The sequence below is a fragment of the Alkalihalobacillus sp. AL-G genome (assembly GCF_030643805.1).
Lineage (GTDB): Bacteria > Bacillota > Bacilli > Bacillales > Fictibacillaceae > Pseudalkalibacillus.
The window spans coordinates 2,182,608-2,197,352 of the sequence record NZ_CP094656.1; the positions used below are offsets into that span (position 1 = coordinate 2,182,608).

The following is a 14,745-nucleotide window of genomic DNA, read 5'->3' on the forward strand; positions in this document are numbered from 1 at the left end:
GTGGTGCCGAAATGGTATACTGAAGTCACTCATAAAGTAAACTTTTAAACTATTGTAGGTGAAGAAATGCATCAAAACCCATTACTTAAACTATTGAATGTGAGTAAAAAGATAGGTAAACATCAGATACTTTCTAATATCGATTTAGAAATTGGTGAAGGAGAAATCGTAGGGTTACTGGGACCTAATGGATCCGGCAAAACAACTCTAATCCGGACAATTGTTGGACTTGTCAAAGCAAATACAGGCAAAATCATAATCGGCGATCGAGACTTATATAAACACTTCAATGAAGCGATACGACATGTAGGTGCGATTGTTGAAAACCCCGAGTTTTACGGGTATTTAACGGGTTATCAAAATTTGAAGCAATATGCAGCAATGTACAAGGAGATTACGGATGAACGGATTGATGAAGTAATTGCACTTGTAAATCTTGAACATGCGATTCATGATAAAGTCCGCACGTATTCACTGGGTATGAGACAAAGGCTAGGAATTGCTCAGGCGATTTTACATAGACCGAAATTATTAATCCTTGATGAACCTACAAATGGTTTGGATCCGATGGGAATAAGAGAGTTTCGTACTTATGTGAAGGCTCTTTGTGAAAAAGAAAACGTCTCCATCATCATTGCTAGCCATCTTCTACGTGAAATCGAAGACGTATGCCACCGGGTCGCGATCATTCATTCCGGAGAAATCATTCAGGTCACAGAGTTACATAACCAATTAGATACAGCACACAAAGTAAGATTTGAAATTCCTGAACGCAAAAAAGCGTTGATGCTTATTGAAGGTCAAGGAATATCCGGTGAGCTTTTACCCGATGGAGTTGCACTCAGCCTAAAGAAGGAGCAAATTCCGGAAGTCATCTGTCTGTTAGTAAGGAATGAAATACCGATATTTGCAGTAAATTCATTACACCCATCACTAGAAGAAGCATTTTTTAATGTGATAGGAGAGACCTATTATGATTAAGTTGATTCAAAACGAGCATATAAAAATTTTCAATAAAAAAAGCAATCGAATTTTGTTCTTAATATTAGGAATCATATGCTTATTATTAGCTCTTATGGTGAAAAATCTACTATCATCGTCTGGATCAGATGAAAGCTTTCTCGATTATGTTTTGTTCAGTACAAATTTCCTGATTCTGATGCCGTTCTTTCTTATTATTTTAGCCGGATCGATCGTATCGAATGAATTCGATTGGGGAACGATCAAATTATTACTGATTCGGCCTGCACAACGCTCGAAGGTTCTACTTTCCAAATACATAACGGTTCTATTAATCGGGATATATATTCTCTTGATCTATCTAATACTGGCCTTCATATTTGGAATGCTGTTGTTCGGATTCTCGGACATCACAGGTGATTTTGAAATTTTAAACAGGTTGCCGATGCTATATTTGAATCGTCTCATCGAAATAGAAGTGATGGCTACCCTTGCGTTTTCAATATCAACGGTATTCCGAAGTAGTGTATTTGCAACAGGTACTGCAATTTTCCTTGTTCTAACAGGAAGATCTTTTGTAGAGGTGTTGGCTCATTTCAACATTGAGTGGGGAAAATATGTACTTTTCGCCAATACGAATTTAAGCCAGTTTATGAATGGAAACCGTCCACTTTTTGAAGGGATGACACTTCCATTTTCCATCACGATATTAAGTGTGTACATTCTGATTTTTCTTGGTGGAGCATGGCTGACTTTTTGTAAACGGGATGTAACCGTATAAGCGAGAAAAATAATTCGAGAATGGTAAATTATGCATAACTATCTAGTATGTAATCCATCCTAACCGTGAAAGTCCTTTACAAAGAAAAACTAGGCAAAGCAAGCCTTTGCGCAGGCTGAGCCTCAGTTACACTTGTACTTCAGAAAGCACATTAATGCTTTCTAAAGTGTAAAAAAGGAGGTGTTAGGATGACACATAAGCAGAACCAAAATCAAAAAGCGGTGGAGGAATCAGCAAAAGCTGTGAAAGATAATGCGGATACGATGTTTGATAACCTCCAAAGTGCGGTTGAGAAAACAGAAAGCGCAGCAATGAATACGGTGGACAAAACAGCAGATGCGATGAATAAAGGAATGGATAAAAAGAAATAGCAAAGCGAAATGAGAACGGGGTGATCGTCAAAGGTCTCCTCGTTTTTAAATTTATTTTTATTGTATTATGGAAAGTTTTTGGTGAATTATGGGAAGCTTTTGTGCCGTGGAATTATAAAACCTGCCTGTTAGGAATTTTTGTAGTAACACCAACACCAATACTAATAGTAGTTGCATTTATTTTATCGAGCTTGTCTTTTAAGATCATAAAAGCTTCTAATCATTATTAGCTTTTTTAAGAATTTTAATTTCACGAACGGGTGAGTTAGTTCAATAAGTTATTCCAGAAAAGAGCGCTTTTCTGAAATAAGGAAAGTGTCTTTCTTCATGAAAAGGGCCACTTTGTTGAATAAAGAATTTTAGCAATCAAGAAGAAATTATTGATTGTTATGTGTGCTAAACTTGACTCTGCCAATAACGTTAATAATTCTATCTAAAGGAGGAGAAATCATGTATTTAGAAAATTATCTTTATCCAGTACCGGAAGAAAACAAAGAACAATTTTTAAAAATTAATTGAGAAGCTGAACGTATTTACAAAGAATATGGTGCAATCGAGAGCGAAACATATACTGCTGCATCTATTCAGCCGGAATATGGTTGTGAAGGAATGGTCTCGGTAGTCGAACTACACGAAAGCGAGATACTTATTTAGAAATTAACCGTTATCATAATAAGGATCACCTTAGTCAGGTTTTGGAGAAGGTTGATAATCATGAACAGATTGAAAAGTTATATAATCAAATGACAAAGGTGATCGATGTGAATCGAACTGTAAAGTATAATGTAGATATCCCTCATGAACAAAGGAGAACTGAAAATGAGAAAACTCGTTCTATTTCTGCACGCATCGCTTGACGGTTTTGTAGAAGGGCCGAATGGTGAAATGGACATTGGCTGGGTTTCCTACGATGCTGATTTGGAGAAACACGCGAAAGAAATTCTGAGTACTGCCGACACTGTCATTTGGGGACGTGGGACTTATCAGATGATGCACAGTTACTGGCCATCTGTGCCTTCGAACCCATCAGCTTCGCAGCATGAACGGAACCATGCCGAGTGGATCGAAAAGACAGCCAAAATCGTTTTTTCCACGACGCTGGAGAAAGTCGAATGGAACAATTCCAGACTGGTGAAAGAAGATGTAGAGGAAGAGATCAAGAACCTCAAACAGCAGCCAGGCAAGAATATGGTCATCCTCGGCAGTCCTAGGTTCGCACACTACCTTATGCAGCTTGATTTAATAGATGAGTATAAAATTACGGTTTCTCCCGTCCTGATCGGCAGCGGATTGCCGTTATTCCAAGGCCTCAAGGAGAAGATCAATCTTAAACTTATCGAAAACAAGACATTTGATTCTGGAGCCATAGGCCTCGTTTACCAGACGGTTAGATGACCTTGTCTCCTAAAGTAGATTACGCTAACCGGATTACGTTAGTACAATAAAAGCTGCGGTAGTCTAGGTCTTTCGAGTTCCTAGTCCGTCACTGCTTTTTTTACGAGTCAGTCTAATTCAGTTTGTCGGGTGATCGTGTCGTTTGAGCTTAGAGTAAGGGGAAACGCCAAGTCGGACGCAATTCAGGGCTTAGCGTATATTTTCGTTAAACTGTTGGCGGTACCCCTAATGGGGTGGCTTCAATTAAAAGCAACCCCTTTTTCTTATTTTTAAGAAACAGGGGAACGATGGAAATTGTAATTGTATTATACTTGAAATCAAGTCTTCCATATAAGGGCGCAAATCTGGAGTAAGATTTGCGCTCTCTTTTTATGATTGTTGAAGGAAGACTTATTGAGCTAAACTGAAAGGATAGTTTAAAAAAGCATTTCTTGAAAGTGTGCAAATGGTATTTAACCTGTTAAACAATTATTGAGGGGTAGGAGAAAAATATGGATTTATCCATTCGAAAGGCTAATAAAGATGATTACAAATCTTTATTGTCTTTATTCAGACAAGTTCATGATTTACACGTTTACGAAAGACCAGATTTGTACAAAGAGAATTCCACTCCAGTAAGTCAAGAGTTCTTTGAAAGTCAGTTAAATGATGTTAAACAACACATTTTTGTGGCTACCATTGGTAATGAACTAGTCGGAGTCGTTGTGATGAAGGAAGAAGAAATAACTGAAAATTCATTTGTGAAAGTAAGAAATGTATTATTTATAAACAGTTTATGCATTGCCGATGCCCAGCGAAAAAAGGGGATCGGAAAAAGACTTATGAAATATGTTTTTGATTTTGGGAGAAGCCTGAAAGTTGATTGTATTGAATTGGGAGTATCAGAGAAGAATCCTTATGCAATTGAATTTTATGAGTCAATTGGTATGACAACAAAGGGTAGAAAAATGGAGATTATATTAAATTAACGGGTTCTTATCTTTAATAAGATAACATAAATGATCTTCCATAATCGGGCGCAATTCAGAAGTACAGGAATGTGTTCATTATTCAAGAATAAGGGGGTTTAGTGAAAGACACGAGAGAATAACAAGAAATGAGGGGGTATAAATGAAAATAAATGAAGTACAAAGTCCATATATCAAAGAAACCATCAATGATAGAAAATACAGTTCATTAAGTCACTGGGGACACCCATTATTGAAACTGTAGGTGACAGGATATGTATTCATTTTATTTATTTTGGTGATAGTGAAACCAAATCCGTTCATGTCTTGGGCAGTTTTCCAGGATGGGAGTAAGACAAAAGGGGAAGATGACATCAAAGTTAAAATTACTGGGGTTTCATACTTCTCGGTTAATGAGTCGCTTTCATCTTTGGATATAAAAATTAAAAACCCCAATATATACAAAAAAGTTTTTACCAGTAACCTATTGGATAACCAAAGGAATCTATGGATTTATGACCCCATCAATGCCTTTGATACACCCAAAAATCTATTAATTATTTTTGAAGGCTTTCCCGTTTAGTTTTATGAATGAGTCAGTTCTTCTTTGACGAAAGGGGCTTTAATGGAAGAAGTTGGTCAAGGTCCGGTCACGCTAAAGACAAGAGACTCGTCAAATGTGGACGAGTCTTTTTAGCTTTAAACTAAGTCAATTATAAGGGACCTTTGCCGTTAATTCCTCTAAACAGAATCCTTTAAGAATATATTACGATTCTCCACAACTATATTTTATTTCCCGCGTGCATGAGTGTTCGTGGCTTTGACGGCGTTTTGAACAAGCTCAGTAAAGTGACCTTTTTCAAGCACTTCGACTCCTGCAGCTGTGGAGCCACCAGGTGAGGTTACTTGATCACGTAATTCATTAGCGGTTATCCCTGTTTCTAACATTTCAGCAGAACCGCTGATCATCTTGGTAACAAGTAACTTCGCTTGTTTCTCATCAAGTCCATAGGATACGGCTGCCTCTTCTAATGCCTCACAGAAGAGATACAAAAATGCCGGTGCACTACCCGTAACTGCTGTTAAATCGTGCACCTGTTCTTCGGATAGCTCAGCATAGTCGCCGATCGATTCTAATAAATGATGAATGATCGTCCGATGGTCATCATTAACAAAGCGACCGCACACATAGGTCGTCATCGACTTTTTTACCTGTGCAGCTGTGTTCGGCATCATCCAGCAAACCGGTGTACCTTCAGAGATTTTTGATTCCATGAATGTTGGATCCACTCCTGCAGCAACAGTGATAAATAGTTTTTTATAACCAATAGAATCTAAATCTTCTAGAATCGTACTATGAGCTTGAGGAGGCACAGCTGAAACAACCACATCTACCTCATTAATTACGTCTCTCCAGTCGGTTGTTGTATGTACGTTATATTTTTTTGCTAAATTGATTAAACGTCTTTCATCCGTTTGGTTTGCAACAGTCACGCTTGAGAACAACGATGGATTTTGATTCTGCAATCCGGATATGATCGCTTCAGCCATCCGACCTGCACCGATCATCAGTAGACGATATGATTCCATTTTATCCACTTCCTTTCATCCTAACTAACGTACCAGATTTGAAAAAAGAATGGAAGAAGGATCGTGTGTTTTGAATCTTTTAAAAGAGGTTACCGTCAGTGTTTGATTTTGTATGGTTTGTATGACACCAATAAAGTACTTCGACTCTCGGATGATATGCAGTAATACAACTTTTGCGGTTGGATCGGTTCGGATCGGTTCGGATCGGTTCGCTTTCTCGGATCAACAGATTCAGAATTGAATTAAAAGAGAACGTTCTAACTTTGTAACCTTAGCGGGATTAGAAACGTCTATGTTAAAAACGAGGGGGACGTACAATGAAAAAATGGTGGTGGATTTGTGGGGGAATGGTACTCATTGTTTGCATTTTATTAGGTACTTACTTTTACTCACAACCAAGGGTGGTAAATAATTGGGCTTCGAATGACAAACCGATTGTACTTAATAACAAAGTTTGGAAGGTGGTTTGCTCGAACGAAATTGATCCATTAAGTGTAACCGAGGATCATGTGTATGTGATAAATGCAAAGGGAGAACGGCAGTCCGTTTCGGTTTCACTAAGCAACGACCAAAAAGCTATAATCGTTCAACCGCCAGAAAATGGATATGAAATGGCCGCTGAATATTACACACTCCATATTCTGGATGGAATTATGGCCACGAATGGTCGCCAGCTTCAATCAAACCAATCGCTTTCGTTCGTCGTAAAAGAAACGCTTCCATCTATAGGCTCAAAACAAGAGCTGAATGCTTATTTTTCAAAAGCTATTAAAGAGATGAAAGAGCGCCGCAGCTTCGATTCTGGTTCTGATGCTAGTGGTGAAGAATCAGCAAATACTGAAGCATTGTCTATGGATTCTGCAAAATCAGCAGAGAATTCAAATCCTGACTATTCAAAAACGAATAACCAGGTAAGCGGGGTAGACGAAGCAGACACAGTGAAAACAGACGGCAATTACCTATACCAGGTGATGGATGGAAGAATCATCATTACAAAGCTTATACCGGCAAACCAAATGAAGGTGATGAAATCAATTACCTATAAGCAGCCATCATTCTCACCGTCACAGCTTTTTCTATATAAAGAACAAATGGTCGTGATTGGGCACAGCTATGAAGAGATAAAGTCTGAGAAAAAGGCTAGCGATAGAGCAGATTTGATGATTGCACCAGCTTCTTCTTCAATGAAAGCAATTGTTTATGACGTAAGCGATCGCTCCAATCCAGTGGTTATACGAGAAGTCGAGATGGAAGGTCACTACATTTCTGCCCGTCGAATCAACGAGTATGTGTATCTTGTAGCCCAACATCATCCAAACTACTGGCTGCTTGATAAAAATGAAAAGATCGATCTACGCCCAAGGGTATTCGATACATCCATGTCTGATGAAAAGAAACCGATCAACTATACCGATATTCAATATTTTCCTCAATCAAAGGAAACGAACTATACGATAATCAGTTCGTTCAACCTTGAAAAACCGAAAGCGGATGCGACGTTTACAACTTATCTTGGTAGTGGCCGTGACATGTATATGTCTAAAGAAAACCTCTTTCTTGCGGTAATGTCTTACCCAGATATCCCGTTCGAAACGAGACGTGATTTTTCACCAGACTCAACCATCTATAAGTTTTCAATCGATGAAGAAAAGGTGACTTTTGAAGGCTCGGCCGAAGTACCAGGTACAGTCCTGAACCAATTTTCAATGGATGAGCACGATGGAAACTTCCGGATTGTCACTACAAAAGGGCAAGTGTGGAATGACGAACAGCCATCTGGGAACAACCTTTATATATTTGACGAAAATTTAAAGCAAATCGGGAATCTTGAAGATCTCGCTCGTGGTGAACGGATTTATTCAGCTCGGTTCATGCAAGATCGGATCTATGTGGTGACATTTAAACAGGTGGACCCATTGTTCGTTATCGATGCAAGCGATCCTAAAAATCCGTCAGTACTTGGAGAGTTGAAAATTCCTGGATTCAGTAATTACCTGCATCCATACGATGAAAACCATCTGATCGGTTTCGGTCATGATACGAAAATCGTCACCGGAAAAGGGCAGGAGGGGGAGCCGAGAATTCTTACGCAAGGGGTAAAGATTTCACTTTTTGATGTCAGTGATGTCCACAATCCGAAAGAGAAGTTCAGTGAAATCATCGGTGGCAGAGGAACCCATTCTCCTGTAAATCACGATCATAAAGCACTGCTCGTTCATAAGAAACGAAATCTCTTTGCTTTCCCGATTTCCGTTTATGAAAATGTGGAAGATGGCAACCACTATGAACAAAACTTTATTTTCCAAGGTGCAATGGTATACAACATTGATTTGAAAGATGGTATTCAGCTTGAGAAAAAAATATCCCACCTAGAAGGAAACAGTCCATATGAAGAGTGGGAAAGTACAATCAGACGGATGATCTACATTGAAGACAACATATATGCCATCTCACCAACAAAGATTTCGGCACACAATATGGACAGTTACAAACAAATTGGAGAGGTAACGATACGTGAAAGTTCGGATTAAGTGCGAGCGTTCAAGTTCTCAAATGGTTCAATTCCGATTATTATAAGAGTAAAACAAATTAGAAAGGTCGGATTAAATGATGAATGAACCACAGTCCATCCCTCGACCGCTCGTTCGTGCAAATCAGTGGACTATTTTTATATCAGTTGTTTTGACGTGGATTACTGGAATGGAGTGGATTTTACTTGTGCCATTACTTTCAGGTATACTTGGCTTTTTCTTTAATTTCAATCCGGTAATCCAGATTGCGAGGAAATTTTTAACCCGACCGTTGAAAGACTATGTTCCAGAAGATAAAGAACAGCAGCAGTTCAACCAAGCGATCGCTGTGATTTTACTTTCCGTCGGATTCATAAGCTTTCTCTTCGGTTGGTTGATTGCAGCCTACATTGCTACGATTATGGTTGCTTTAGCATCCTTTGTTGCCATTCTCGGATTTTGCATCGGCTGTTTCATCCGGTATCGCTGGCTAAGGTATCGTCACCGGAAAGCACAGCATCACTCGTAAATCTAGATTAGACTCCTTTAAGTGCAAGTCTTCTTGAAGGAGTCGTTTCTTTTACAGTAAACTCATTAAAGAAAAATTTTGTGGAGAGGAGGGCTCGAATGCATGAAGGCGATGAAGTTTTCATCACAAAATCTGGTAAGTATTATCACTATTTCGATGATGATTGCCCTACAACGTCGAGGATTTTAAAAGGAGGAACAGCAGCAGAAAAAATTAAAGAGGAGGAGGCAAAGAAAAGAGGATATTCACTGTGCAAGCATTGTGCCAAAGAGTACGCAGAAGACTCGGCAGAACGAAAAGGGTGTGCCGCTTCAATCTTTTTGTTTCTAAGCGCCGGAACGACACGACAGTTTTGTATAGCCTGTTTAACAATCTACATATTTAATGAAATGACTCATAGGTAAACTAGATCGAAAAGTCTTTAAGTCTTTTTTATTTAGTAAGGAATATGCCCCTTCTCCTAACATATTTATTAATAATTGAGGAAAAAGGAGGGGAAAGCAATGTGGTTCATTGTGTTAAACATCCTTGTCATGCTTGTCCTGATTCTCAGCCTCTATTCTTTACAAAAGAAGCGTGTCTCGTTTTCAAAGCGTGTGTTTGCGGGATTAGGTCTAGGAATTGTTTTCGGTCTCGTGTTACAAGCGGTTTATGGGGCAACTTCAGATGTCTTGAGTGACTCGATCGGTTGGTTCAATATTGTCGGACGCGGATATGTTCAATTACTTCAAATGATCGTCATGCCGCTCGTTTTCATATCTATCCTTTCCGCGTTTACTAAAATGAAACTCAAAAACAACGTCGGCAAAATCAGTGGTTGGATCATCGGAATTTTGGTAGGGACGACTGCGATTGCTGCTGCAGTTGGTATTGCTACTACGATTGGCTTTGATTTGGAGGCAATTCAAATTGAACAGGGAGATGCCGAAACTGCTCGATCGGAGCAGCTGGAGGAAAGATCAGCTGCAGTTGCCGATTTAACGCTGCCGCAGCAAATATTAAGCTTGATCCCTGAAAATCCGTTCCATGACTTCACCGGGGCTAGGGCAACTTCAACGATTGCGATCGTGATCTTTGCAGCCATAGTCGGATTCGCTTACCTTGGTGTCCGCAGGAAAAATGAAGAGCAGGCAGATTTCTTTACCAAAATCGTTGATACCCTTCATTCGATTGTCATGAGAATCGTTACGTTAATCATACGACTTACTCCATATGGTGTTCTAGCGTTGATGACACGCGTCACAGCAACGAGTGATTATAATGCAATTTGGAAGCTGGGAGAGTTTGTTGTTGCGTCATATGTGGCATTACTGATCATGTTTGCAATCCATTTATTGCTGCTGACATTCTTCGGATTAAACCCGATCACCTACCTGAAAAAAGTGTTGCCTGTCCTTACGTTCGCCTTTACATCGCGTACGAGTGCAGGAACCTTGCCACTTAATGTTCGTGCTCAAACACAAGAGCTTGGTGTATCGGAAGGAACTGCAAATTTCGCAGGATCGTTCGGGCTGTCAATTGGTCAAAACGGCTGTGCTGGTGTGTACCCAGCAATGCTTGCGGTCATGATTGCGCCGACGGTTGGGGTTAATCCTTTAAGTCCATCTTTTATCTTCACATTGATCGCAGTTGTTGCGATTAGTTCCTTTGGGGTTGCAGGAGTCGGAGGGGGAGCTACCTTTGCTGCCATCCTCGTTCTATCAGCTATGAATTTACCAGTCGGCTTAGCCGGACTCCTTATTTCAATTGAGCCGCTCATCGACATGGGGAGAACGGCAGTTAATGTCAGCGGCAGTATGACAGCAGGAGTTTTAACCGATAAAGTTACGAATGGATTGGATCAATCGGTCTACGACACACCAACAAATCATGCAGAAGCTTAATAGAGCTTGAAGATTGCAACTAAAACGTCAAATAAATAACCGGATCATGGTCCGGTTATTTTCTTTGATTCTCCCATTTTTTCATATTCGTCATTTAGTTTGGTCATGATAGAAAGTGAACATATGAAAGGGAGGAACCAAATGAACGTCAAAAAAGGAACCATTTATAAGATCGCGAAGCATTCGTTTGGAAATTTCAATTCTGCAGAGACATTAAAGGTTACATCACACAGTAGGAGCATTGTGTCTTTTACACTCGGTAATAAGAAAGGCTATGGTTCAATGCCGCTCCAACATTTGCGATACCTTTTAAAGAAAAATGAATTAGCGGAAGTGCTTGATGAGAAATTAATGGACGACGGCAGTTAATCTCATTCAAAATTTTTCGACCCCCACATCCTACTAAATAAAAGACGGTTCACCATTTTAGTGGTGCGTATTAGTTGATTAAATTCCGACTACTTCTGTATGCTTTTAATAATGATGATCGGTGTTATATAGGAGTGAATAAAAGATGTGGGATATACATAAACCATTAATTCAAAACGACCGACAATATAATTTGTATAAAATTGCGGAAGAATTATCCGGAAAAGTAAAACTACGAGCCACTGAAACGGACCAACAGGCTGCATTCTCGCAGGAAAACCTTTACGACTTGAAAGAAGCCGGTTATTTAAGCTTAACCTTACCAGGACAATATGGCGGACAGAATCTTTCGTTATATGAGTTTGTCCTTTTACAAGAAAGACTTGCGGTCGGAGATGGATCGGTGGCTTTATCAATCGGATGGCATCTTGGGATCGTAATGGAGTTAAGGGATGAACAACTGTGGAAACCTGAAACATTAAAATGGTTGGCAAACGAAATCAGCAAACAAAAAAAGCTGGTAAACCGGGCAGCGACTGAACGTGCAACCGGGAGTCCGACAAGGGGAGGAATTCCTGAAACTCGAGCGGTTCCAAGTGAAGGTAGCTATCTAATCAATGGACGAAAAACGTTTACAACAATGGCGGATGTTTTAGATTATTTTATCGTTTCAGCTTTTATTGAAGAGGAGGAGTCGATCGGCTGGTTTATCATCGAAAAAGGCCAGGACGGTGTTGATGTTGATTACACGTGGGATACGCTCGGAATGAGAGGAACAGGGAGTGATGACCTCGTTTTAACGAATGTAAAAGTGCCTGTCGATCGACTCGTTGAAATAAAGGATCCAACGAAAAAAGAGCCTGCTCTGCCTAAAGGGTGGCTATTGCATATTCCAGCGTGCTATTTAGGAATTGCAATTGCAGCACGAAATGAAGCGCTCGAATTTGCTAAAAGCTATCAACCGAACAGTCTGACTACCACGATTTCCAAAGTCCCACATATCCAGCAAAAAATCGGTGAAATGGACCTTGAGCTATTGTATGCACGCCACTTTATGTATTCAATTGCGGAAAAGTGGGATAAAGAACCTGAAAATCGAATGGCTCTTGGTCCAGAACTGGCTGCTGTCAAGACTATTGCAACAAATGCTGCACAGCATGTTGTCGATTTGGCTATGAAAATAGCTGGCGGAAGAGGTTTATCAAAAAATGCAAACTTCGAACGATATTACCGGGATGTGAGAGCAGGTTTACACAATCCCCCTATGGACGATGCAGTCATCGGAATGCTTGCCGCAAGAGCAATCAATGATTAAGAAAGGGAGAGTGCAGTTCAGATTGACTGCGCTCTTTTTCAATTTTTCCTGAAACAAGAAATTAATCCTCTCCATCACTCCTCATCGATTTGAAATCTCATCCACTTTCTAGTACAATGCATCACTGTGTGCCTTTTTTATAGGTATTTTGTACGGAGTTTTTTATAATAGGGGAGAGGAGGGAGCACATGTCGTCAGCACTCAGAAAACCATTCACTCAGGAACGGAAAAAGGACCCAGAAGAGTTGGAATTTCAGGTTTTCCGTATGCAAGAGGATATGAAACGAATCGCAAAAAAGTGGGACGTCGTCGGAATCGATCAGACCAACGATGAGAATCTCGTCATTGTCTACAAGTCAGACTCGGAACAGCGTTGTAACATAATGTTGAACGATTGTGAAACTTCCTTTAGAGGTGATTGGGACTTTTCGCTTCAGGCGTTGTTCCCTGAAGATGACACGATTCACATTGGCGACATCAAAGGCCCTGCAAATAAGGGATATGGTTCAATTTGTATCAATTATTTAAAAGAGCTAGCTAAAGACAAAAACATCCCTTACATTACAGGAGACATCGCTGAACGGGATTGGGATCACGTTGAACGTCTCATCCACTTTTACGAAAAGCATAACTTTAATGTTGAAATCGATTACGAAGATAAAACCGGAAGCATCGTCTGGAATGATTCATACTAAATTCATTTGATAAAATCAAGAAGAGTCCCAGGGCTCTTTTACTTTTTATAAGCGGTATTTTGCAATGGGGAAGCAAAAAAACTTCCTTTTTAGACTTAACATGCGTACTGTAGAATTCAGCTCCTTTTTCTTTTGAGCAAGAAAAAGGAGAATGGAAACCGACTATTGAAATTGTGACTATATGTTTTACAAGATGTTGTTACTCATGACGCAATTACAAAGGGTTGGAACGAGATCCCTATAGTGTAGATCCATCTGAATCCGCTAAATGGTATGCTGAAAAGCTCGGTGCAGTTGTCAATTATCATGATGAAAGCAAAGCAATTCTTGACTTGGAAAACCAAAGCTTTTTTTCTTGTAAAAGCTGAGGCAAACCAATTCTCAAACTTTTTAGATCGTAAGGGGGAAAATCCCGATGTGTGTATTGTTTTTCGCTTACAAAATTCATCCAAACTATCCTTTGATTGTTGCTGCAAATCGAGACGAGTTTTACAAACGACCTACTGAAAAAGCTCACTTTTGGGAGGAAAACACTAAGATTCTTGCCGGAAGAGATCTAAAACAAATGGGAACATGGCTCGGGATATCTAAAAATGGGCGTTTTGCTGCGATCACCAATTTTAGAAATCCAGGTGAAACAAAAGAAAATAAAAAATCCAGAGGGCATATTATCAGAGATTTCCTAAATAGTCATTGTGATTCCGATTTATTTCTCAATCAACTACAAGAAAATCGCATGCTATACCAAGGGTTCAATTTAGTGCTTGGGGATACAGATTCCCTCTGGTACTATTCAATGTACAAAACGATGTTGACAAATTGAACCCAGGTATTTATGGATTAAGCAATCACTATCTCGATACTCCGTGGCCAAAAGTCTCTATTGGCAAAAAACTCTTCCGAAACTGTCTGAAGAATGCAGACGAGGTTAACACTGAATGCTTATTTCAAATGCTTAGCCGAACAGAAGAAGCTGTACCCGAGGAATTACCGAATACAGGTATTAGTATCGAATGGGAAAGGAAGCTTTCTCCTATCTATATCACGACTGAACAATACGGAACACGATCTTCTACTGTGTTAACCATAGACAAAAATCAAAATGTTAATTTCACCGAAAAAAGTTTTATCAATCAGAACGAAGAACAGATTCATTATGAATTTGAGATTTTTAAAGGATAATCATTTTTATTTTTTGCATATAATTAGCACTATCAATTGTTACTACCTTTTAACGAGAATTGTTAAAAATGAATGTTTTCGAATCAAAGGCCCGAATTACAGCAATCGGTACATAAAGGATTCTAGCAAATCGCGACATAAAAAAATGGAAACAAACGATGAATGGTTGTTTACAGGACTGGTGCTCAGGATAGAAGAATTGCTTCAGAGGATGAATT

13 protein-coding genes and 1 pseudogene are annotated in these 14,745 nt (G+C 39.5%); 13 read left to right on the top strand and 1 reads right to left on the bottom strand.

What is annotated here, in order from left to right; all coding sequences use genetic code 11:
- Positions 1–66: 66 nt before the first annotated feature.
- From MOJ78_RS11195 to MOJ78_RS11215, 5 genes are all read left to right on the top strand, one after another.
- Complete coding sequence (locus MOJ78_RS11195) at positions 67–981, top strand: ABC transporter ATP-binding protein (RefSeq protein WP_304977429.1); 915 nt, start codon at positions 67–69, stop codon at positions 979–981.
- Positions 974–1,741, top strand: coding sequence for an ABC transporter permease (locus tag MOJ78_RS11200; protein ID WP_304977430.1), 768 nt, complete (start codon positions 974–976; stop codon positions 1,739–1,741). The genes MOJ78_RS11195 and MOJ78_RS11200 overlap by 8 nt, the downstream gene beginning before the upstream one ends.
- A 188-nt stretch (positions 1,742–1,929) precedes the next feature.
- The gene (locus MOJ78_RS11205) at positions 1,930–2,112 is read left to right on the top strand and encodes a hypothetical protein (RefSeq protein WP_304977431.1); all 183 of its coding nucleotides are present in this window, start codon (positions 1,930–1,932) and stop codon (positions 2,110–2,112) included.
- An 819-nt stretch (positions 2,113–2,931) separates the two neighbouring features.
- Positions 2,932–3,507, top strand: coding sequence for a dihydrofolate reductase family protein (locus MOJ78_RS11210; RefSeq protein WP_304977432.1), 576 nt, complete (start codon positions 2,932–2,934; stop codon positions 3,505–3,507).
- A gap of 491 nt (positions 3,508–3,998) precedes the next feature.
- Positions 3,999–4,475 carry a GNAT family N-acetyltransferase gene (locus MOJ78_RS11215; RefSeq protein WP_304977433.1) on the top strand — a complete coding sequence of 159 codons (477 nt, stop codon included), beginning with the start codon at positions 3,999–4,001 and terminating at the stop codon, positions 4,473–4,475.
- Positions 4,476–5,243: 768 nt separating this feature from the next.
- Here the strand turns inward: MOJ78_RS11215 and proC are convergent.
- Positions 5,244–6,044, bottom strand: a complete 801-nt coding sequence (gene proC / locus MOJ78_RS11220) for a pyrroline-5-carboxylate reductase (RefSeq protein WP_304977434.1) — start codon at positions 6,042–6,044, stop codon at positions 5,244–5,246.
- A gap of 317 nt (positions 6,045–6,361) precedes the next feature.
- Between proC and MOJ78_RS11225 the strand changes: the two genes are divergently transcribed.
- From MOJ78_RS11225 to MOJ78_RS11260, 8 genes and pseudogenes are all read left to right on the top strand, one after another.
- The gene (locus MOJ78_RS11225) at positions 6,362–8,575 is read left to right on the top strand and encodes a beta-propeller domain-containing protein (RefSeq protein ID WP_304977435.1); all 2,214 of its coding nucleotides are present in this window, start codon (positions 6,362–6,364) and stop codon (positions 8,573–8,575) included.
- A gap of 76 nt (positions 8,576–8,651) precedes the next feature.
- The gene (locus tag MOJ78_RS11230) at positions 8,652–9,083 is read left to right on the top strand and encodes a DUF4395 domain-containing protein (RefSeq protein ID WP_304977436.1); all 432 of its coding nucleotides are present in this window, start codon (positions 8,652–8,654) and stop codon (positions 9,081–9,083) included.
- Between the two features lie 98 nt (positions 9,084–9,181).
- A complete protein-coding gene (locus tag MOJ78_RS11235; RefSeq protein ID WP_304977437.1) occupies positions 9,182–9,487 on the top strand; it encodes a hypothetical protein in 306 nt (101 codons plus the stop codon).
- A gap of 99 nt (positions 9,488–9,586) precedes the next feature.
- A complete protein-coding gene (locus MOJ78_RS11240) occupies positions 9,587–10,966 on the top strand; it encodes an L-cystine transporter (RefSeq protein ID WP_304977438.1) in 1,380 nt (459 codons plus the stop codon).
- 141 nt (positions 10,967–11,107) lie between these two features.
- Positions 11,108–11,335, top strand: a complete 228-nt coding sequence (locus MOJ78_RS11245; protein WP_304977439.1) for a hypothetical protein — start codon at positions 11,108–11,110, stop codon at positions 11,333–11,335.
- A gap of 145 nt (positions 11,336–11,480) precedes the next feature.
- Positions 11,481–12,650 carry an acyl-CoA dehydrogenase family protein gene (locus tag MOJ78_RS11250; RefSeq protein ID WP_304977440.1) on the top strand — a complete coding sequence of 390 codons (1,170 nt, stop codon included), beginning with the start codon at positions 11,481–11,483 and terminating at the stop codon, positions 12,648–12,650.
- Between the two features lie 188 nt (positions 12,651–12,838).
- Positions 12,839–13,345 carry a GNAT family protein gene (locus tag MOJ78_RS11255; protein WP_304977441.1) on the top strand — a complete coding sequence of 169 codons (507 nt, stop codon included), beginning with the start codon at positions 12,839–12,841 and terminating at the stop codon, positions 13,343–13,345.
- Positions 13,346–13,760: 415 nt separating this feature from the next.
- Positions 13,761–14,527, top strand: a pseudogene (locus MOJ78_RS11260) (NRDE family protein).
- Positions 14,528–14,745: the final 218 nt, after the last annotated feature.

What these genes read in the sequence shown, in the direction of transcription:
- MOJ78_RS11215 (WP_304977433.1), top strand. Translation starts at nt 3,999, where the DNA reads ATGGATTTATCCATTCGAAAGGCTAATAAAGATGATTACAAATCTTTA.
- MOJ78_RS11210 (WP_304977432.1), top strand. Translation starts at nt 2,932, where the DNA reads ATGAGAAAACTCGTTCTATTTCTGCACGCATCGCTTGACGGTTTTGTA.
- MOJ78_RS11245 (WP_304977439.1), top strand. Translation starts at nt 11,108, where the DNA reads ATGAACGTCAAAAAAGGAACCATTTATAAGATCGCGAAGCATTCGTTT.
- MOJ78_RS11230 (WP_304977436.1), top strand. Translation starts at nt 8,652, where the DNA reads ATGATGAATGAACCACAGTCCATCCCTCGACCGCTCGTTCGTGCAAAT.
- MOJ78_RS11235 (WP_304977437.1), top strand. Translation starts at nt 9,182, where the DNA reads ATGCATGAAGGCGATGAAGTTTTCATCACAAAATCTGGTAAGTATTAT.
- MOJ78_RS11250 (WP_304977440.1), top strand. Translation starts at nt 11,481, where the DNA reads ATGTGGGATATACATAAACCATTAATTCAAAACGACCGACAATATAAT.
- MOJ78_RS11200 (WP_304977430.1), top strand. Translation starts at nt 974, where the DNA reads ATGATTAAGTTGATTCAAAACGAGCATATAAAAATTTTCAATAAAAAA.
- MOJ78_RS11240 (WP_304977438.1), top strand. Translation starts at nt 9,587, where the DNA reads ATGTGGTTCATTGTGTTAAACATCCTTGTCATGCTTGTCCTGATTCTC.
- MOJ78_RS11195 (WP_304977429.1), top strand. Translation starts at nt 67, where the DNA reads ATGCATCAAAACCCATTACTTAAACTATTGAATGTGAGTAAAAAGATA.
- proC (WP_304977434.1), bottom strand. Translation starts at nt 6,044, where the DNA reads ATGGAATCATATCGTCTACTGATGATCGGTGCAGGTCGGATGGCTGAA.
- MOJ78_RS11225 (WP_304977435.1), top strand. Translation starts at nt 6,362, where the DNA reads ATGAAAAAATGGTGGTGGATTTGTGGGGGAATGGTACTCATTGTTTGC.
- MOJ78_RS11255 (WP_304977441.1), top strand. Translation starts at nt 12,839, where the DNA reads ATGTCGTCAGCACTCAGAAAACCATTCACTCAGGAACGGAAAAAGGAC.
- MOJ78_RS11205 (WP_304977431.1), top strand. Translation starts at nt 1,930, where the DNA reads ATGACACATAAGCAGAACCAAAATCAAAAAGCGGTGGAGGAATCAGCA.